Below are 18,631 nucleotides of genomic sequence, written 5' to 3'. Positions count from 1 at the left end.
AAGCCACCCCGGACCTTCAGGCTGACTACTCTTCGCTAAACAGGTCGCCGCCGTGCATGTCGATCATTTCCAGCGCCTTGCCGCCGCCACGCGCTACGCAGGTCAGCGGATCTTCAGCAACCACGACTGGAATTCCGGTTTCTTCCATTAACAGACGGTCCAGGTTGCGCAGCAGCGCACCACCGCCGGTGAGAACCATCCCGCGCTCGGAGATATCAGACGCCAGTTCCGGCGGGCACTGCTCAAGGGCAACCATGACCGCGCTCACGATGCCGGTCAGCGGCTCCTGCAGCGCTTCAAGAATTTCGTTTGAGTTCAGGGTGAAGCCGCGTGGAACGCCTTCCGCCAGGTTACGGCCGCGCACTTCAATTTCACGCACTTCATCGCCCGGGTAAGCCGAACCGATTTCATGTTTGATACGCTCAGCGGTCGCTTCACCGATCAGAGAGCCGTAGTTACGACGCACGTAATTGATGACGGCTTCATCGAAGCGGTCGCCGCCGATACGCACGGAAGAAGAGTAAACCACGCCGTTCAGGGAGATAACCGCTACCTCGGTGGTACCGCCGCCGATATCCACCACCATGGAACCGGTCGCTTCAGAAACCGGCAGGCCAGCGCCGATCGCGGCCGCCATCGGTTCTTCAATCAGGAACACTTCGCGAGCGCCAGCGCCCTGCGCGGATTCACGGATAGCACGACGCTCAACCTGGGTGGCGCCAACCGGCACGCAGACCAGTACGCGCGGGCTCGGGCGCATAAAGCTGTTGCTGTGCACTTGTTTGATAAAGTGCTGCAGCATCTTTTCCGTCACGAAGAAGTCAGCGATAACGCCGTCCTTCATCGGGCGAATCGCCGCGATATTACCCGGGGTACGGCCGAGCATCTGCTTCGCTTCATGACCCACGGCGGCGACGCTTTTCGGCGATCCGGCACGATCCTGACGAATGGCCACCACGGAAGGCTCATTCAATACGATGCCTTGTCCTTTTACGTAAATAAGGGTATTCGCGGTACCCAGGTCAATGGACAGGTCATTGGAAAACATGCCACGAAATTTTTTTAACATACTAAGGGATAATCCTGAAAGCTGGGGCGGAAAACAAAATCCGCTTACTTTACCAACCACACGCAGCAGCGACAAGGCGCAAAAATCACCTGCTGCGGTGAAAATTAGTGCAGTTCATTTCCTTTGTTACAAATTTTTCCGACTCCGTTCATTGCTGAAATCTTCAGCAGCGCTCCACGCCTGAATTTGTAACCTGTCAAAGGAGGGTCACTGGCATTTACATTGCGATGATCCGGCAGGTAGACAAGCACACCCCCTTCACGATGGCGCGCGTTATTCTACGTGAAATCACGCTAAACGGCAGATCAAACCGAGTATCTTTGCGAATATTTTTTCACATTTGTGTCAAGTGGCTGTGAGGCGGCAAAAAATTCCCCCTGCCCGCCCGTGACACCGCATTGGGACAGTACCAGCCACTCGCTGCGGCTGCGTACGCCCGTCGCAAAAACTTGCATAGGCATGCCTTTACAGGCTTCCACCAGGCTTTGCACCAGCAGCTGGTTCTCGCTGCGCTTTTCGATGTTGCGCGCCAGGCCCGGATGCAGTTTGATCAGCTCCGCATCCAGCTGCTTGATCCAGCTGGTTCCCACCAGGGTTAACCCTGCCTGAACCACCGCCACCCGAACGCCAAGCGCGTTAACCAACCGCATAACCGGCTGCAGACGGCCGATATATTGACAAACATCTGCCTCAGCAAGTTCAAAAATAATCCGTTGACGCTGCGATTTTTCACACTGCATCAGAGCATCGCGCAGCCAGCGCTGGAAACGCGGACGGATCAGCGACTCCACCGACAGCTGCAGCGCCAGATTCTCCTCGGGCCAGAAGCCTAAAAACGGCAGCAGGCGCGTCACCTGCAGGCGGTCATACTCCTCCGCCAGGCCAAACTGCAGCACCATCGGCATGTACTCGGCGGCAATCACCTCTTCTTTACCGTCGTACATCCGCGACATCAGTTCACGGTGATGCACCCGACCGTCGCGGGTGACGGCGGGCTTCTGGTACAACCGCGGCCCGCCGCGGCTCAGCATCTGTTCGATCAGCGTCCGCCAGCGAACGTTGCCGCGGCCTTTCTCCGGAAGGGTATCGTCATAGACCGACCAGCTGTTGCTGCCCTGCAGCACCGCGTTGCGCGTTGCCGCTTCAGCATGTTCCATCACTTGCGCCGCCGATTGCCCGCTGCGGAAAGAACAGATGCCGATATGCATCATATCGTCACGATCGAGGATCCGCGTCGGAGGCAGCGCGTCCATGGCCTTCAGCAGCAGCCCGGCGATACTATCCGCCTCTTTTAACGTGCGGTGCGGCAGCAGCACAGCGAAGTCGCTACGGTGATAGCGCGCCAGCAGCGCGCCAGGGTAACGCATAATAAAGGTAGAGAGCAGGTTGATAAGCGTGAAGTAATGTTCTTCGGCCGCCGCACGCCCCCAGTTGTCCCGTAGCAGATCAAACTCCGGTAGACGGATCATCATCACGATGCCGTACGCCCCCACCTTCTCCTGATCTTCCAGCAGCGTGGCCAGCTGATTGTCAAAAAACAGGCGATTATTCAGCCCGGTTTTAGAATCCTGTGCCGCATAGGAGCGAATCAGCGTATCCATCCGGCTGCGCTGATCGCTGGCAAACTGCAGCTCCGACAGCAGCATATCCAGCGCGCTACTGGTGCTGGCAGGCCATTCATAGACTGAGCCGCGCACCTGCGGCCCGCGCTCGCCGCTCAGGATACGCGTGGAACGAAGCTCAAGCAGCTCCTGACCCGCCAGCTGGCGGCGGATCCAGCGGACGGCGAAGAAAATAATCACCACCATGAAGCCAATGGAGATCGACAGCGGGGCGGTAATCGACAGCGAACGGAAATAGTTCACCATCGGGTCAACGTAGACCAGATGCAGAGAGATACCGGGATGTTTCAACGACGGGACCGTGATCTCACGGAATTGCTCATGACTGCCAAGCGGGCGATAGCTGTCGGTTCGGGAGTGGCTGTAGAGCGGTTTACCGTTAAGCATGAAATCGATATGCACGATCTCTATCGGCGTCATCAGCTCATCCAGCTGCGGCTCAAGCTTATCAAAAGAGGTGGTGATGAGCCGGTTATCCAGCATGGTCGCCACCGCCTGAACCCGGTTTTCGACCTTGTTCTCAATGCCGTTGTAAAAACTCAGCGAAGCGCCAATCAGCGTGACAAAGATGGTCAGGCTAGTTAGCAGCGTGATAAAGGCTGAGAACTTCGTCGTTAATCGCATCCCTGTGTTAACTCCGCGAGTGAATGACTGCCCGATGAACCATCAGGCTCCCGTGCCGGCGCGCGCCTTGACGCTAGCATTAACCTTTTAAAGCGCGACGCATACTATCAAAGATGGCGAGTCTGGCAATGGAATGCGTATTATCGGCGAAAGTATGCCGATAGCGAGTATAGTCGGCAGAAAAAATTTGCCAATCGCCGCCCGCCTGCGGCCTGCGCCAGAAGCGCTTTAATTTTAGACGCTGGATGGCAAACCCGCGCCAGCGGCGCACATTATTGCCGATTTTCCGTCCTGCCAGCCTCCCGTCCGCTTTTTTCCCTGCTAAAGATGCCGGGTCAGGCGCGGTAAAGGAAACGTCTTGCGCCACTTTCCGATGATTCCTGGACGACCGCGCCCCTGCTTCGGCGGCGGCCCATGCTCCTAATGTGCAATTTTTCGTGACATATTCGCGATTCATCGCCGCCTCCGTCATGCTTAAGGAAACGCATGACGGAGGACACCATGAAAAGAAAAAAACTGACGGAAGCCGACGTCACGGCCGAATCCGTTTTTATGCTCCAGCGGCGCCAGGTACTGAAAATGCTGGGCATCAGCGCGACCGCCCTTTCGCTTCCCGCCGCCGCGCAGGCCGACCTGCTGGACTGGTTTAAAGGCCACGACCGTCCGCCAGCCCCGGCGGGCAAAGCCCTGGACTTTGCTAAACCCGCTGAATGGCAGGCTAAGCTGACGCTTACCCCGGAAGATAAAGTCTCCGGCTACAATAACTTTTATGAATTCGGCCTCGATAAAGCCGATCCGGCGGCGAACGCGGGTAGCCTGCGCACCGATCCCTGGACATTGACCATCGGCGGTGAGGTGGCGAAGCCGCTGACTCTCGACCATGACGATCTGACCAAACGCTTCCCGCTGGAAGAGCGTATTTATCGTATGCGCTGCGTGGAAGCCTGGTCGATGGTGGTCCCCTGGGTCGGCTTCCCGCTGCATAAGCTGTTGGCGCTGGTGGAGCCCACCAGCAATGCGCGCTATGTGGCCTTCAAAACCCTCTATGCTCCGGATCAAATGCCCGGGCAGAAAGATCGGTTTATCGGTGGGGGACTGGCTTACCCTTACGTGGAGGGGCTGCGGCTGGATGAAGCGATGCATCCGCTGACGCTGCTCACCGTCGGGGTGTATGGCAAAGCGCTGCCGCCGCAAAATGGCGCGCCGGTCCGCCTTACTGTGCCGTGGAAGTACGGTTTCAAAGGCATTAAATCCATCGTCAGCATTGAATTGACCCGCGAGCGGCCGCCGACCACCTGGAATCTGGCGGCACCGGACGAATACGGCTTCTTCGCCAACGTCAATCCGCACGTCGATCACCCCCGCTGGTCGCAGGCCAGCGAGCGGTTTATCGGCGCCGGCGGCGTACTCGATGTCAAGCGTCAGCCAACCCTGCTGTTTAACGGCTATGCCGACGAGGTGGCGTCGTTGTATCGCGGCATGAACCTGCGGGAGAACTTCTAGTGCGTTTCACCGTCAAACAGATCGCCTGGCTGAAGGTTTTACTTCATCTGGCGGGTTTTTTGCCGCTGGTCTGGCTATTCTGGGCCGGACATCAGGGCTACTTTAGCGCCGATCCGGCCAAGGATATCCAGCATTTTACCGGCAGGATGGCGCTGAAGTTTCTGCTGGCGACGCTGCTGGTCTCCCCGCTGGCGCGCTATGCGAAACAACCATTATTGATTCGCGTTCGTCGCCTGTTAGGTTTATGGTGTTTCGCCTGGGCGACGCTGCACCTGACCAGCTATACCCTGCTGGAGCTGGGCATTAACAATCTGGCGCTGCTGGGCTCGGAGATTATCAACCGCCCCTATCTGACGTTAGGCATGGTCAGCTGGGCGATCCTGCTGGCGCTGGCGGTGACGTCGACGCAGGCGATGCAGCGAAAACTGGGCCGCCGCTGGCAACTTTTACACAACTTCGTCTATCTGGTGGCGATCCTCGCGCCGATTCACTACCTGTGGTCAGTGAAGATCCTCTCGCCGCAGCCCATCATTTATGCCCTGCTGGCAGTGGCGCTGCTGGCATGGCGTTACAAGAAGTTCCGCCAGTGGTGGCGCTGAATCCCGTAATGTGCAGTTTCCCGCAGATCCTTTATCAACCGCGACTCTTTTTAAGATAGCGGTTGATAATCTTCCCTGATAAGACCAGTATTTAGCTGCCAATTGCTACGAAATCGTTATAATGTGCGACTTTGGCTTTCCTGACGGGGTTTTCTGACCCTGAAAAGGTGACAAGGGCGCATTGAAGGTATATGTTGTTTTTTACCCGAAAATGGCAGGAGATCGCCACACGATGGCAAAGAAGTTTCACATTTTGCTTTTGAATGGTCCAAACATTAACATGCTCGGTACCCGCGAGCCTGAGAAGTATGGTCCGCTCACGCTGGCGGAGATTGTTAACCATTTAACATCTGAAGCGGCGGCGCTGAATGTGAGCCTGGATCACCTGCAGTCCAACGCGGAGCATGCGTTAATCGACCGAATTCATCAGGCTAAAGACAACGTGGACTATATCCTGATTAATCCGGCCGCGTTCACGCATACCAGCGTAGCAATCCGTGACGCTTTGCTTGCCGTGAACATCCCGTTTATCGAGATTCACCTGAGCAATGTGCATGCACGCGAACCCTTCCGCCAGCATTCGTATCTGTCAGATGTCGCCGCTGGCGTCATCTGCGGACTGGGGGCGGACGGCTATTCATACGCTTTACAGACGGCGGTAAAACGCCTGTCACAATCACACTAAACAAAGAGTACGGAACCCACTCATGGATATTCGTAAGATTAAAAAACTGATCGAGCTGGTTGAAGAATCAGGTATCTCCGAACTGGAAATTTCTGAAGGCGAAGAGTCTGTTCGCATCAGCCGCTCTGCACCGGCCGCAAGCTATCCGGTTATGCAGCAGGCTTATGCTGCGCCGATGATGCAGCCTCAGGCACCTGCCGCCGCGGCTGCCGCGCCAGCTGCAGCAGCAGAAGCGCCGGCAAAAGCGGAAATCAGTGGTCACATCGTACGTTCCCCGATGGTTGGTACTTTCTATCGCACGCCAAGCCCGGACGCGAAAGCGTTTGTGGAAGTTGGCCAGAAAGTTAACGTGGGCGACACCCTGTGCATCGTCGAAGCGATGAAAATGATGAACCAGATCGAAGCCGACAAAGCCGGCGTGGTGAAAGCCATTCTGATCGAAAGCGGCCAACCGGTAGAATTCGACGAGCCGCTGGTAGTTATCGAGTAACGAGGCGAACATGCTGGATAAAATTGTCATCGCTAACCGTGGCGAGATCGCACTGCGCATCCTGCGTGCCTGTAAAGAACTGGGCATCAAGACCGTTGCTGTGCATTCCACCGCGGATCGCGATCTAAAACACGTATTGTTAGCGGATGAGACGGTCTGTATCGGTCCGGCTCCGTCCGTAAAAAGCTATCTGAACATCCCAGCTATCATCAGCGCCGCTGAGATCACCGGCGCGGTAGCGATTCACCCGGGGTATGGCTTCCTCTCCGAGAACGCCAACTTTGCTGAGCAGGTTGAGCGCTCCGGCTTTATCTTCATCGGCCCGAAAGCCGACACTATCCGCCTGATGGGCGACAAAGTGTCCGCGATCACCGCCATGAAAAAAGCCGGCGTCCCGACCGTACCCGGTTCTGACGGCCCGCTGACCGACGACATGGACGCTAACCGCGCCCATGCTAAACGCATCGGCTATCCGGTGATCATCAAGGCCTCCGGCGGCGGCGGCGGTCGCGGTATGCGCGTTGTGCGCAGCGACGCTGAACTGGCCCAGTCCATCTCCATGACCAAAGCGGAAGCCAAAGCGGCTTTCAACAACGATATGGTCTACATGGAGAAATACCTGGAAAACCCACGTCACATTGAAATTCAGGTACTGGCGGACGGTCAGGGCAACGCTATCTATCTGGCTGAACGTGACTGCTCCATGCAGCGTCGTCACCAGAAAGTGGTCGAAGAAGCGCCGGCGCCGGGCATCACTCCGGAACTGCGTCGCTACATCGGCGAGCGTTGCGCGAAAGCCTGTGTCGATATCGGCTACCGCGGGGCGGGTACCTTTGAGTTCCTGTTCGAAAACGGCGAGTTCTACTTCATTGAAATGAACACCCGTATCCAGGTAGAGCATCCGGTAACTGAAATGATCACCGGCGTTGACCTGATCAAAGAGCAGCTGCGTATCGCAGCCGGCCAGCCGCTGTCCATCAAGCAGGATGAAGTGGTGGTTCGCGGCCATGCGGTGGAATGCCGTATCAACGCCGAAGACCCGAACACCTTCCTGCCGAGCCCGGGTAAAATTACCCGTTTCCACGCGCCGGGCGGCTTTGGCGTGCGCTGGGAGTCCCATATTTACGCCGGCTACACCGTACCGCCGTACTATGACTCCATGATCGGCAAACTGATCTGCTACGGCGAAAGCCGTGACGTGGCGATTGCCCGCATGAAGAATGCGCTGCAGGAGCTGATCATCGATGGCATCAAGACCAACGTCGATCTGCAGATGCGCATTATGAGCGACGAGAACTTCCAGCATGGTGGCACCAACATCCACTATCTGGAGAAAAAACTCGGCTTGCAGGAAAAATAATTCTGCTCTCTCAGCAAAAGGCCGGATTTTCCGGCCTTTTTTCTTTTTCTCTCTCCTCATCTATACCATGCGGTACAATCCCCGCTTTCTTTATCCTCAAGGGACAAAAAATGGACAAACGCTTTGTTCAGGCCCACAAAGAAGCGCGCTGGGCGCTGTGGCTGACCCTTCTCTATCTTGCCGCCTGGCTGGCCGCCGCCTATCTGCCGGGGGTGGCTATCGGTTTTACCGGCCTGCCCCACTGGTTTGAAATGGCCTGCCTGCTGGTTCCGCTGCTGTTTATTCTGCTGTGCTGGGCGATGGTCAAACTGGTTTTCCGCGACATTCCTCTGGAGGACGATGATGCAGTTTGAGGTCATTATTCCCCTGATCGCCTATCTGGTAGTGGTGTTCGGCTTATCCCTTTACGCCATGAGAAAACGCGCCTCAGGAAGCTTTCTTAATGAGTACTTTCTCGGCAGCCGCTCGATGGGCGGCTTCGTGCTGGCCATGACGCTAACCGCCACCTATATCAGCGCCAGCTCATTTATCGGCGGACCCGGCGCCGCCTATAAATACGGCCTGGGCTGGGTACTGCTGGCGATGATCCAGCTCCCCGCCATCTGGCTGTCGCTGGGCGTACTGGGAAAAAAATTCGCCATCCTTGCGCGTCGTTATAATGCCGTCACCCTCAATGACATGCTGTTTGCGCGCTACCAGAGCCGTCTGCTGGTCTGGCTGGCCAGCCTGAGCCTGCTGGTAGCCTTCGTTGGCGCCATGACCGTCCAGTTTATCGGCGGCGCCCGCCTGCTGGAGACAGCTGCGGGTATTCCCTACGATACCGGTCTGCTGATCTTCGGCATCAGCATCGCGCTGTATACCGCCTATGGCGGCTTTCGCGCCAGCGTGCTCAACGATACCATGCAGGGCATGGTGATGCTGATCGGCACGATCGTGCTGCTGGTGGGGGTGATCCACGCCGCCGGCGGGATTGGCCATGCGGTAGAGACTCTGCAGTCGATCGACGTCAAGCTGGTGTCCCCGCAGGGGGCGGAAGATATCCTCTCGCCAACCTTTATGGCCTCGTTTTGGGTGCTGGTCTGCTTCGGCGTCATTGGCCTGCCGCATACCGCCGTTCGCTGTATCTCCTACAAAGACAGCAAAGCCGTGCATCGCGGCATTATGATCGGCACCATCGTAGTGGCGATCCTGATGTTTGGCATGCACCTGGCCGGCGCGTTAGGTCGGGCGGTGCTCCCCGACTTAACCGTACCGGATCTGGTGATCCCGACGCTGATGGTCAAAGTGCTCCCGCCCTTTGCGGCAGGGATCTTTCTGGCCGCGCCGATGGCGGCGATTATGTCGACGATCAATGCCCAGCTTCTGCAAAGTTCCGCTACGATCATCAAGGATCTGTATCTGAACTGGCGTCCGGATCAGGCGACTAACGAAAAGCGGCTAAAACGCATGTCCGCCGGCATCACGCTCCTGTTGGGTGTTCTGCTGCTGCTCGCGGCCTGGCGACCGCCGGAGATGATTATCTGGCTGAATCTGCTGGCCTTCGGCGGCCTGGAAGCCGTCTTCCTGTGGCCGCTGGTACTGGGCCTGTATTGGGAACGTGCTAACGCGGCTGGCGCGCTGAGCGCGATGATCGTGGGCGGCGTGCTGTATGCCGTACTTGCCACGCTGAAAGTGCAGTTTCTCGGCTTCCACCCGATCGTTCCCGCGCTGCTGCTGAGTTTACTGGCGTTTGTGGCAGGGAACCGTTTCGGCCGTCCCGCACCACAGCCACCTATTTTGACTACTGATAAATAAAGAGTTTTGCTATGCCATGGATCCAACTGAAACTAAATACCACCGGCGCGAACGCTGAAGATCTTAGCGATGCGCTGATGGAGGCCGGATCGGTCTCGATCACCTTCCAGGATACGCACGATACGCCGGTATTTGAGCCGTTGCCCGGGGAAACCCGGCTGTGGGGCGATACCGACGTGATCGGCCTGTTCGATGCCGAAACCGATATGAAAGCGGTCGTTGCCCAACTGGAGCAGCACCCGCTGCTGGGCGCCGGCTTCGCGCATAAGATCGAGCAGCTGGAAGATAAAGACTGGGAGCGGGAATGGATGGATAACTTCCATCCGATGCGTTTCGGTGAGCGGCTGTGGATCTGCCCGAGCTGGCGCGACGTTCCGGATGAAAATGCCGTCAACGTGATGCTCGATCCGGGTCTGGCCTTCGGTACCGGCACGCACCCGACGACATCCCTGTGCCTGCAGTGGCTCGATGGACTCGACCTCAACGGAAAAACGGTCATTGATTTCGGCTGCGGTTCCGGCATCCTGGCGATTGCCGCGCTGAAGCTGGGGGCCGCAAAAGCGATCGGCATTGATATCGACCCGCAGGCTATTCAGGCCAGCCGCGATAACGCGCAGCGTAACGGCGTATCTGAGCGTCTGGAGCTCTATCTTCCTCAGGACCAGCCGGAGTCGATGAAAGCCGACGTCGTGGTCGCCAATATCCTGGCAGGCCCGTTACGTGAGCTGGCGCCGTTAATCAGCGTCCTGCCCGTTTCAGGCGGTTTGCTGGGGCTTTCCGGCATCCTTGCCAGCCAGGCGGAGAGCGTCTGTGAAGCCTACGCCGATCTCTTCACCCTTGACCCGGTGGTCGAGAAAGAGGAGTGGTGCCGGATCACCGGCCGGAAAAACTAAGCGCAATGCGGCCTGTGGGCCGCATTTTTGTTTCCAGTAGCCACCAAATAATGCCAGGAAATGAGAGGCAGATCGCACTACAGAGCACTTTTTTGGCTATAAAAACAGCGTTTTATATCGTCTGGTAGCGAGTTTTTCTAAGAAAAATCGAGAAGTTTTATGATTTTATAAATGGACACAAATTATCCATCACCCATTAAATCAATGATTAATATAAGTATTTATTCATTCCTTTTACGTTAGTCCCGGATTCATTGATCTGCAACAGAGGATTGCTCAAAGTTTGGCCTTTCATCTCGTGCAAAAAATGCGTAATATACGCCGCCTTGCAGTCACAGTATGGTCATTTCTTAACTCATGCGCATCGGACACCACCAGCTCAGAAATCGCCTGATCGCAGCGCCCATGGCTGGCATTACTGACAGACCATTCCGGACGCTGTGCTACGAGATGGGAGCGGGTTTAACCGTTTCCGAGATGATGTCCTCTAACCCACAGGTGTGGGAGAGCGACAAGTCCCGTTTACGGATGGTGCATATTGATGAGCCCGGTATTCGTACCGTGCAAATCGCCGGTAGCGTGCCGGAAGAGATGGCTGCCGCCGCGCGGATTAACGTGGAAAGCGGCGCCCAGATTATTGATATCAATATGGGATGCCCGGCGAAAAAGGTGAATCGCAAGCTTGCAGGTTCAGCCCTCTTGCAGTACCCCGACCAGGTGAAGTCGATCCTGACGGCGGTCGTGAATGCGGTGGACGTTCCTGTGACTCTCAAGATTCGCACCGGTTGGGAACCGGAACACCGTAACTGCGTAGAGATTGCCCAACTGGCCGAAGAGTGTGGCATTCAGGCTCTGACTATTCACGGACGCACCCGCGCCTGCTTGTTTAACGGAGACGCTGAGTACGACAGTATTCGGGCAGTTAAGCAGAAAGTTTCCATTCCGATTATCGCGAATGGCGACATTACTGACCCGCTTAAAGCCAGAGCTGTGCTCGACTATACAGGGGCTGATGCCCTGATGATAGGCCGTGCAGCTCAGGGAAGACCCTGGATCTTTCGGGAAATCCAGCATTATCTGGACACTGGAGAGCTGCTGCCCCCGCTGCCGCTGGCAGAGGTCAAGCGCTTGCTTTGTGCGCACGTTCGGGAATTGCATGACTTTTATGGTCAGGCAAAAGGGTACCGAATCGCGCGTAAACACGTCTCCTGGTATCTTCAGGAACATGCTCCAGATGACCAGTTTCGGCGCACATTCAACGCCATTGAGGATGCCAGCGAACAGCTGGAGGCGTTGGAGGCATACTTCGAAAATTTTGCGTAATAGAAATAAAGAGCTGACAGAACTATGTTCGAACAACGCGTAAATTCTGACGTACTGACCGTTTCTACCGTTAACTCTCAGGATCAGGTAACTCAAAAGCCCCTGCGTGACTCGGTTAAACAGGCACTGAAGAACTATTTTGCTCAACTGAACGGTCAGGATGTGAATGACCTGTATGAGCTGGTACTGGCTGAAGTTGAACAGCCCCTGTTGGACATGGTGATGCAATACACCCGTGGTAACCAGACCCGCGCTGCCCTGATGATGGGCATCAACCGCGGTACGCTGCGTAAAAAACTGAAAAAATACGGCATGAACTGATACTAGTCAGTTGCTTGCTTGATATAAAAGGCGCTCTTCGGCATGGGGAAGCGCCTTTTTTATTACCTGCGGCAGCGGGACACATTACTGATTCACCGCCCGCAGTACCGGCGTCTCCGATACACGAGCAGCACAGACTACCGCCATAATATTATCCACCAGCGCAGGCGCCTGCTGATAAAGATCGACGCGTTGCGGATCGAGCAGCCAGTTTTTAATTAGTCCGGAAAAGGCGCTGTGTAAAACAATTAATATCACTTCAATATTTGTTTCGGCTGGCAATATATTGTTACGCACACAGCACTGCAGCATGCCGCCGATGAGCGAATAATTAAAGCCAATGCGCTGGCGAATTTCATTTTCCGAAAGCATATCATTGGCAAACTCGCAGCGCTGATAAAGAATTTGCATCAGCGCGCGCTGGCGAGGATTCGCAGCAATATAGCGGAGCCCGGTAATAAACCGCTCGCGCAATGCATTTAAAGGCTCCTGTTCATTCTCTGTTGCGAGGCTATGCTGAAACAAATCCCTGAGCGGTGGCTGCTGCTGCCACATTTCATTAAACAGCTCGGTCTTACTGGCAAAATGCCAGTAGACGGCGCCGCGGGTCACTCCCGCCGCATCAGCAATATCCGTCAGGGTCGTGTTGGTCACCCCCCGCAGAGCGAACTGCTGGATCGCGGACTCAATCAGGAGCTGCCGCGTGCGTAGCGCCTCTTCTTTCGTTTTTCTTGCCATACAAGCCCCCTTCCCGCCGGACAGGATATTTAGGATTTTCTGAAGATCGCTTAACCTAACATTTGTCATGGAATATTTTTTAGCAAAAATGCAGACAAGTTAATTCTGACGCCATCGTCAAATAAATTACCCAAATCAATATTAATAAATAACTCATTCACGGAATTGATGTCTATTTATTAAGATTTACAATTAAGGTAAACAGAATAAAAAGGCAGCGCGTTTTTTTGTTTTTGCGTGCCTTGCTGATTGTCCCAAAATAACTATCCCTTACATCCAGTGGCGTTTATTTGTAGGATGGCAAGCTGCTTTTTAATTCCCTCTTTCTTTCACAGATTCGCCGCCGAATTTGGCACGTAATCTATAAGGAACCGCCATGACTACTCACGCCAGAGTGACACTTTTATCCGGTTTAATTATCTCGGCCTTATTGCTTACCGGCTGCGATAATTCGGACAATCCGCAACCCCATGCCCAGGCGCCGCAGGTGACGGTCCATGTCGTGAACAGCGCGCCGCTGTCGGTCACCACCGAACTGCCAGGCCGAACTTCAGCTTTTCGCGTGGCGGAAGTCCGCCCTCAGGTAAGCGGTATTATCCTGAAGCGTAACTTTGTTGAAGGAAGCGATGTCGAAGCAGGCCAGTCGCTCTATCAGATCGATCCGGCAACCTACCAGGCGGCGTGGAACAGCGCCAAGGGCGATGAAGCAAAAGCCGAAGCCGCAGCCGCCATCGCCCACTTGACGGTGAAACGCTACGTTCCGCTGCTGGGTACCAAGTATATCAGTCAACAGGAATACGATCAGGCGGTGGCCACCGCCCGCCAGGCCGATGCCGACGTCATCGCTACCAAAGCCTCCGTGGAAAGCGCCCGCATCAACCTGGCCTACACCAAAGTGACCTCTCCCATTAGCGGACGCATCGGTAAATCGAGCGTCACCGAGGGGGCATTGGTTACCAACGGTCAGTCGGATGCCCTGGCCACCGTCCAGCAGCTCGATCCGATCTACGTCGACGTGACGGAATCCAGCAATGACTTCATGCGCCTTAAGCAGGAAAGCCTGCAACGCGGCGGCGACACCAAAAGCGTTGAACTGCTGATGGAGAACGGTCAGGCCTATCCGCTTAAGGGTTCGCTGCAGTTCTCCGACGTCACTGTCGATGAAAGTACAGGTTCAATTACCCTGCGCGCTATCTTCCCTAACCCGCAGCATGTCCTGCTGCCGGGGATGTTCGTCCGCGCCCGCATCGATGAAGGCACCGATCCGCAGGCCATCCTGGTGCCGCAGCAGGGGATGACTCGAACGCCGCGGGGCGATGCCTCCGTCATGCTGGTGAATGACAAAAATCAGGTTGAACCCCGTCAAGTGGTGGCTTCCCAGGCCGTGGGCGATAAGTGGCTTATCACCAGCGGGCTGAAGCCGGGCGATAAGGTGATTGTCAGCGGCTTACAGAAAGTCCGTCCCGGCGTCACCGTTAAAGCAGAAGTGGAGCGTGCGGCACCGGTCGCGCAATAAGGATACCCAGCCATGTCTAAGTTTTTTATCCATCGACCGGTCTTTGCCTGGGTGCTGGCCATCATCATGATGATTGCTGGCGGTCTGGCCATTCTCCAGCTGCCGATAGCGCAGTATCCGACGATTGCGCCCCCTGCGGTGGCGATCTCCGCCACCTATCCCGGTGCGGATGCTCAGACCGTGCAGGACACGGTCACTCAGGTTATTGAGCAGAACATGAACGGTATCGACAACCTGATGTATATGTCGTCGACCAGCGATTCCGCCGGCTCAGTAACCATCACGCTTACCTTTAAGTCCGGCACCGATCCGGATATCGCCCAGGTGCAGGTGCAAAACAAACTGCAGCTGGCCACCCCGCTGCTGCCTCAGGAAGTCCAGCAGCAGGGAATTAGCGTAGAGAAGTCCAGCAGCAGCTTCCTGCTGGTGGCCGGCTTTATCTCTGATAACCCGGTCACCACCCAGGATGATATTTCCGACTATGTCGCCTCTAATGTTAAAGATCCCATCAGCCGACTCAACGGTGTGGGCGATGTACAGCTGTTCGGCGCGCAGTACGCCATGCGCATCTGGCTGGATGGCAACCTGCTGAACAAATACAACCTGACGCCGGTGGACGTCATCAATGCGCTGCAGGTTCAGAACGATCAGATTGCCGCCGGCCAGCTGGGCGGTACGCCAGCGCTGAAAGGCCAGCAGTTGAACGCGTCGATCATTGCCCAGACGCGGCTTAAAGATCCGCAGGAGTTTGGCAAGGTCACGCTGCGGGTCAATGCCGATGGTTCTGTCGTCCATTTGAAAGATGTCGCCCGCGTTGAGCTGGGCGGAGAGAACTACAATGTCGTCGCCAGAATTAACGGCAAGCCCGCCTCTGGTCTGGGTATTAAGCTCGCGACCGGCGCCAACGCGCTGGATACTGCCACCGCGATTAAAGCGAAGCTGGCCGAACTGCAGCCTTACTTCCCCCAGGGAATGAAGGTGGTCTATCCGTACGATACGACCCCTTTCGTCAAAATCTCTATTCACGAAGTGGTCAAAACGCTCTTTGAAGCGATTATTCTCGTCTTCCTTGTCATGTATCTGTTCCTGCAGAACATGCGCGCTACGCTCATTCCGACCATTGCCGTGCCCGTCGTGCTGTTGGGTACCTTCGCGGTACTGTCGATGTTTGGCTACTCCATCAACACCCTGACGATGTTTGGTATGGTGCTGGCGATAGGTCTGCTGGTCGATGACGCCATTGTGGTGGTGGAAAACGTCGAACGTGTGATGGTTGAGGAGAAGCTCTCGCCAAAAGAAGCGACGGAAAAGTCGATGTCGCAGATCCAGGGGGCGCTGGTGGGTATCGCCATGGTGCTCTCTGCGGTTTTCGTGCCGATGGCCTTCTTCGGCGGTTCCACCGGCGCGATTTATCGCCAGTTTTCGATCACCATCGTTTCCGCCATGGCGCTCTCCGTGCTGGTTGCCCTGGTGCTGACACCAGCGCTCTGCGCCACGTTGTTGAAGCCAGCCTCAGCTGAACACCATGAGAAAAAAGGATTTTTCGGCTGGTTTAACGCCCGTTTTGACCAGAGCGTTAACCACTACACCAACAGCGTCAGCGGTATTTTGCGTGGAACCGGCCGTTACCTGGTGATCTATCTGCTGATCGTCGTGGGAATGGCCGTGCTGTTTATGCGTCTCCCGACATCCTTTCTACCCGATGAAGACCAGGGGGTCTTCCTGACCATGATCCAGCTGCCTTCCGGCGCTACACAGGAGCGGACACAGAAAGTGCTGGATACCGTGACCGACTACTATCTGCATAACGAGAAGGCTAACGTCGAAAGCGTCTTTACCGTTAACGGCTTCAGCTTCAGCGGCCAGGGCCAAAACTCCGGCATGGCGTTTGTCAGCCTGAAACCATGGGAAGCGCGCAGCGGCGATAAAAACAGCGTGGAGTCCATCATCAAGCGAGCCACCGTGGCCTTCAGCCAGATCAAAGACGCCATGGTTTTCCCGTTCAACATGCCTGCCATTATTGAGCTGGGTACCGCCACCGGCTTCGACTTTGAGCTGATCGACCAGGGCGGGCTAGGTCATACTGCCCTGACGCAGGCGCGCAATCAACTGCTGGGCATGGTGAAACAGCATCCGGATCAGCTGGTACGGGTACGGCCTAATGGGCTGGAAGATACGCCGCAGTTCAAACTGGATGTCGACCAGGAAAAAGCGCAGGCGCTGGGCGTATCGCTCTCCGATATCAATGAAACGATATCCGCTGCGCTGGGCGGGTACTACGTCAATGACTTTATTGACCGTGGTCGCGTCAAGAAAGTGTACGTCCAGGCTGATGCCCATTTCCGTATGCTGCCGAGCGACATTAACAATATGTATGTTCGTAGCGCCAATGGCGAAATGGTTCCGTTCTCCGCCTTCGTCACTTCGCGCTGGATATATGGCTCGCCGCGTCTGGAACGCTACAACGGTTTACCCTCCATGGAGATCCTCGGTGAAGCCTCGCCGGGCAAGAGTACCGGGGAAGCCATGGCGCTGATGGAAGCGCTGGCCAGTAAACTGCCGAGCGGTATTGGTTACGACTGGACCGGGATGTCTTACCAGGAACGCCTTTCCGGCAACCAGGCTCCCGCGCTCTATGCCATCTCGCTGATTGTCGTCTTCCTGTGCCTGGCGGCGCTGTATGAGAGCTGGTCGATTCCGTTCTCAGTCATGCTAGTGGTTCCGCTGGGGGTGATCGGCGCGCTGTTAGCCGCCACGCTGCGTGGGCTGAATAACGACGTTTACTTCCAGGTAGGCCTTCTGACCACGATCGGTTTGTCGGCGAAGAATGCGATCCTGATCGTCGAATTCGCCAAGGATCTGATGGAGAAAGAAGGGAAAGGGATCATTGAAGCAACCCTGGAGGCATCGCGGATGCGCCTGCGACCCATTCTGATGACCTCTCTGGCTTTTATTCTCGGGGTCATGCCGCTGGTGATTAGCCATGGTGCCGGCAGCGGGGCGCAGAATGCGGTGGGTACCGGTGTCATGGGCGGGATGCTAACCGCGACACTGCTGGCGATCTTCTTTGTTCCGGTCTTCTTTGTGGTCGTCAGACGACGTTTTACCCGGCACGCTGAATAACCCGGCCTGGTATTAAAGGCGCCCCTGCGGGCGCTTTTTTTTCGCCTGGTATATGAGCAACCACTACAGCTTCCCGCTATCTGACAACCGCTATCGCGCGCGGCAGCGCTGGGACACGATCGTTCTCTCCATCTTTTCTGCATATTCCCCTGCTTATCTTCACGATATTTACGTGGCTCATATATTGAGATGATTTCGGCATCCGGGCCGGACAATCCGCGGTGATAAAATAAGCCATTCCGTTCTGCACTGGCTTTCAGTACAACCCTGCGGATTATCCAGAGGTAATATCATGAAAAAGTATTTAATCGTGGCGCTGCTGGCCTCTCTGCTGGCAGGCTGTGCCCATGACTCTCCCTGCGTGCCGGTGTATGACTCGCAAGGCCGCTTAGTCCACACCAATACCTGTATGAAAGGCACAACAGAAGACAACTGGGACACCGCAGGCGCGATCGCCGGGGGCGCCGCCGCGGTAGCCGGCCTCACGTTAGGGATCGTCGCGCTGACCCGCTAATTCTCCCCCGACCAGCAGATACAGGGGCTAGCGTCGAACCTGTATCTGCTCTTCTGCGCATCATCCACATGACAACCGAACAAACAAACTCACTGTCCCTTGCTGCATTACGCGCAAATCGGCTTTGACGGGTTTCCCCCTGGCGGCAGGACTGCTTATCGACAGATAACACAAAAGCAGAAGGCCCAGTCTTTCGACTGGGCCTTCTGCTTTATTTGATGCCTGGCGATTCCCTACTCTCACATGGGGAGACCCCACACTACCATCGGCGCTACGACGTTTCACTTCTGAGTTCGGCATGGGGTCAGGTGGGACCGCCGCGCTATTGTCGCCAGGCAAATTCTTTACAACGTGCCGAACTTTAACCTAAAAAGTGGTGCTGATACCCAGAGTCGAACTGGGGACCTCACCCTTACCAAGGGTGCGCTCTACCAACTGAGCCATATCAGCACGCTAA

At 55.9% G+C, this 18,631-nt stretch carries 17 protein-coding genes, 1 tRNA gene and 1 rRNA gene; 13 read left to right on the top strand and 6 right to left on the bottom strand.

Going from position 1 to position 18,631, the window contains the following annotated elements; translation table 11 throughout:
- Positions 1–25: 25 nt before the first annotated feature.
- From mreB to ACOI6Z_RS25925, 3 genes are all read right to left on the bottom strand, one after another.
- Positions 26–1,069: a rod shape-determining protein MreB gene (mreB, locus tag ACOI6Z_RS25935; protein ID WP_002918653.1), complete on the bottom strand. Its 1,044-nt coding sequence runs from the start codon at positions 1,067–1,069 to the stop codon at positions 26–28.
- Between the two features lie 305 nt (positions 1,070–1,374).
- Positions 1,375–3,315 carry an RNase E specificity factor CsrD gene (gene csrD / locus ACOI6Z_RS25930; RefSeq protein WP_044524921.1) on the bottom strand — a complete coding sequence of 647 codons (1,941 nt, stop codon included), beginning with the start codon at positions 3,313–3,315 and terminating at the stop codon, positions 1,375–1,377.
- A gap of 79 nt (positions 3,316–3,394) precedes the next feature.
- Complete coding sequence (locus tag ACOI6Z_RS25925; protein WP_032429221.1) at positions 3,395–3,586, bottom strand: hypothetical protein; 192 nt, start codon at positions 3,584–3,586, stop codon at positions 3,395–3,397.
- Positions 3,587–3,816: 230 nt separating this feature from the next.
- On the opposite strand from ACOI6Z_RS25925, the gene msrP reads away from it, so the two are divergent.
- From msrP to fis, 10 genes are all read left to right on the top strand, one after another.
- Positions 3,817–4,818, top strand: a complete 1,002-nt coding sequence (gene msrP, locus ACOI6Z_RS25920) for a protein-methionine-sulfoxide reductase catalytic subunit MsrP (protein WP_032454192.1) — start codon at positions 3,817–3,819, stop codon at positions 4,816–4,818.
- Positions 4,818–5,417: a protein-methionine-sulfoxide reductase heme-binding subunit MsrQ gene (msrQ, locus tag ACOI6Z_RS25915; protein ID WP_023291158.1), complete on the top strand. Its 600-nt coding sequence runs from the start codon at positions 4,818–4,820 to the stop codon at positions 5,415–5,417. The genes msrP and msrQ overlap by 1 nt, the downstream gene beginning before the upstream one ends.
- Before the next feature lie 232 nt (positions 5,418–5,649).
- Positions 5,650–6,102: a type II 3-dehydroquinate dehydratase gene (gene aroQ, locus ACOI6Z_RS25910; protein ID WP_023291159.1), complete on the top strand. Its 453-nt coding sequence runs from the start codon at positions 5,650–5,652 to the stop codon at positions 6,100–6,102.
- A gap of 22 nt (positions 6,103–6,124) precedes the next feature.
- On the top strand, positions 6,125–6,592 hold the full coding sequence (gene accB / locus ACOI6Z_RS25905) for an acetyl-CoA carboxylase biotin carboxyl carrier protein (RefSeq protein WP_004206250.1): 468 nt from the start codon (positions 6,125–6,127) through the stop codon (positions 6,590–6,592).
- A gap of 10 nt (positions 6,593–6,602) precedes the next feature.
- Positions 6,603–7,952, top strand: coding sequence for an acetyl-CoA carboxylase biotin carboxylase subunit (accC, locus tag ACOI6Z_RS25900; protein WP_004174096.1), 1,350 nt, complete (start codon positions 6,603–6,605; stop codon positions 7,950–7,952).
- 110 nt (positions 7,953–8,062) lie between these two features.
- Positions 8,063–8,305 carry a DUF997 family protein gene (locus ACOI6Z_RS25895; protein WP_004206253.1) on the top strand — a complete coding sequence of 81 codons (243 nt, stop codon included), beginning with the start codon at positions 8,063–8,065 and terminating at the stop codon, positions 8,303–8,305.
- Positions 8,295–9,746 (top strand): sodium/pantothenate symporter, encoded by a 1,452-nt coding sequence (gene panF / locus ACOI6Z_RS25890; RefSeq protein ID WP_023291160.1) that lies wholly within the window; start codon positions 8,295–8,297, stop codon positions 9,744–9,746. Before ACOI6Z_RS25895 ends, panF begins: the two co-directional genes overlap by 11 nt.
- A gap of 11 nt (positions 9,747–9,757) precedes the next feature.
- A complete protein-coding gene (prmA, locus tag ACOI6Z_RS25885; protein ID WP_004144971.1) occupies positions 9,758–10,639 on the top strand; it encodes a 50S ribosomal protein L11 methyltransferase in 882 nt (293 codons plus the stop codon).
- A 357-nt stretch (positions 10,640–10,996) separates the two neighbouring features.
- Complete coding sequence (gene dusB / locus ACOI6Z_RS25880) at positions 10,997–11,962, top strand: tRNA dihydrouridine synthase DusB (protein WP_004144972.1); 966 nt, start codon at positions 10,997–10,999, stop codon at positions 11,960–11,962.
- 24 nt (positions 11,963–11,986) lie between these two features.
- On the top strand, positions 11,987–12,283 hold the full coding sequence (fis, locus tag ACOI6Z_RS25875) for a DNA-binding transcriptional regulator Fis (protein ID WP_000462905.1): 297 nt from the start codon (positions 11,987–11,989) through the stop codon (positions 12,281–12,283).
- 84 nt (positions 12,284–12,367) lie between these two features.
- Here fis and envR read toward each other — a convergent pair whose 3' ends face one another.
- Positions 12,368–13,021, bottom strand: coding sequence for an acrEF/envCD operon transcriptional regulator (envR, locus tag ACOI6Z_RS25870; protein WP_065813232.1), 654 nt, complete (start codon positions 13,019–13,021; stop codon positions 12,368–12,370).
- Positions 13,022–13,397: 376 nt separating this feature from the next.
- Between envR and ACOI6Z_RS25865 the strand changes: the two genes are divergently transcribed.
- From ACOI6Z_RS25865 to ACOI6Z_RS25855, 3 genes are all read left to right on the top strand, one after another.
- Complete coding sequence (locus tag ACOI6Z_RS25865; RefSeq protein WP_065813231.1) at positions 13,398–14,537, top strand: efflux RND transporter periplasmic adaptor subunit; 1,140 nt, start codon at positions 13,398–13,400, stop codon at positions 14,535–14,537.
- A gap of 12 nt (positions 14,538–14,549) precedes the next feature.
- The gene (locus tag ACOI6Z_RS25860; protein WP_023291164.1) at positions 14,550–17,660 is read left to right on the top strand and encodes an efflux RND transporter permease subunit; all 3,111 of its coding nucleotides are present in this window, start codon (positions 14,550–14,552) and stop codon (positions 17,658–17,660) included.
- 292 nt (positions 17,661–17,952) lie between these two features.
- The gene (locus ACOI6Z_RS25855) at positions 17,953–18,174 is read left to right on the top strand and encodes a membrane protein (RefSeq protein ID WP_004206262.1); all 222 of its coding nucleotides are present in this window, start codon (positions 17,953–17,955) and stop codon (positions 18,172–18,174) included.
- Positions 18,175–18,394: 220 nt separating this feature from the next.
- On the opposite strand, the gene rrf is transcribed toward ACOI6Z_RS25855, so the two are convergent.
- Both rrf and ACOI6Z_RS25845 read right to left on the bottom strand, forming a co-directional pair.
- Positions 18,395–18,510, bottom strand: a 5S ribosomal RNA gene (gene rrf / locus ACOI6Z_RS25850).
- A gap of 38 nt (positions 18,511–18,548) precedes the next feature.
- Positions 18,549–18,624, bottom strand: a tRNA-Thr gene (locus tag ACOI6Z_RS25845).
- Positions 18,625–18,631: the final 7 nt, after the last annotated feature.

It is taken from the genome of Klebsiella sp. C239, from assembly GCF_048822715.1.
GTDB lineage: Bacteria > Pseudomonadota > Gammaproteobacteria > Enterobacterales > Enterobacteriaceae > Klebsiella > Klebsiella quasipneumoniae.
The sequence above is the reverse complement of the archived record's forward strand: the minus strand, read 5'-3'. Positions and strand labels throughout refer to the sequence as shown.

Coding starts and splice junctions, on each gene's coding strand:
- mreB (WP_002918653.1), bottom strand. CDS start 1,069: ATGTTAAAAAAATTTCGTGGCATGTTTTCCAATGACCTGTCCATTGAC.
- csrD (WP_044524921.1), bottom strand. CDS start 3,315: ATGCGATTAACGACGAAGTTCTCAGCCTTTATCACGCTGCTAACTAGC.
- msrP (WP_032454192.1), top strand. CDS start 3,817: ATGAAAAGAAAAAAACTGACGGAAGCCGACGTCACGGCCGAATCCGTT.
- aroQ (WP_023291159.1), top strand. CDS start 5,650: ATGGCAAAGAAGTTTCACATTTTGCTTTTGAATGGTCCAAACATTAAC.
- accB (WP_004206250.1), top strand. CDS start 6,125: ATGGATATTCGTAAGATTAAAAAACTGATCGAGCTGGTTGAAGAATCA.
- accC (WP_004174096.1), top strand. CDS start 6,603: ATGCTGGATAAAATTGTCATCGCTAACCGTGGCGAGATCGCACTGCGC.
- ACOI6Z_RS25895 (WP_004206253.1), top strand. CDS start 8,063: ATGGACAAACGCTTTGTTCAGGCCCACAAAGAAGCGCGCTGGGCGCTG.
- panF (WP_023291160.1), top strand. CDS start 8,295: ATGCAGTTTGAGGTCATTATTCCCCTGATCGCCTATCTGGTAGTGGTG.
- prmA (WP_004144971.1), top strand. CDS start 9,758: ATGCCATGGATCCAACTGAAACTAAATACCACCGGCGCGAACGCTGAA.
- dusB (WP_004144972.1), top strand. CDS start 10,997: ATGCGCATCGGACACCACCAGCTCAGAAATCGCCTGATCGCAGCGCCC.
- fis (WP_000462905.1), top strand. CDS start 11,987: ATGTTCGAACAACGCGTAAATTCTGACGTACTGACCGTTTCTACCGTT.
- envR (WP_065813232.1), bottom strand. CDS start 13,021: ATGGCAAGAAAAACGAAAGAAGAGGCGCTACGCACGCGGCAGCTCCTG.
- ACOI6Z_RS25865 (WP_065813231.1), top strand. CDS start 13,398: ATGACTACTCACGCCAGAGTGACACTTTTATCCGGTTTAATTATCTCG.
- ACOI6Z_RS25860 (WP_023291164.1), top strand. CDS start 14,550: ATGTCTAAGTTTTTTATCCATCGACCGGTCTTTGCCTGGGTGCTGGCC.
- ACOI6Z_RS25855 (WP_004206262.1), top strand. CDS start 17,953: ATGAAAAAGTATTTAATCGTGGCGCTGCTGGCCTCTCTGCTGGCAGGC.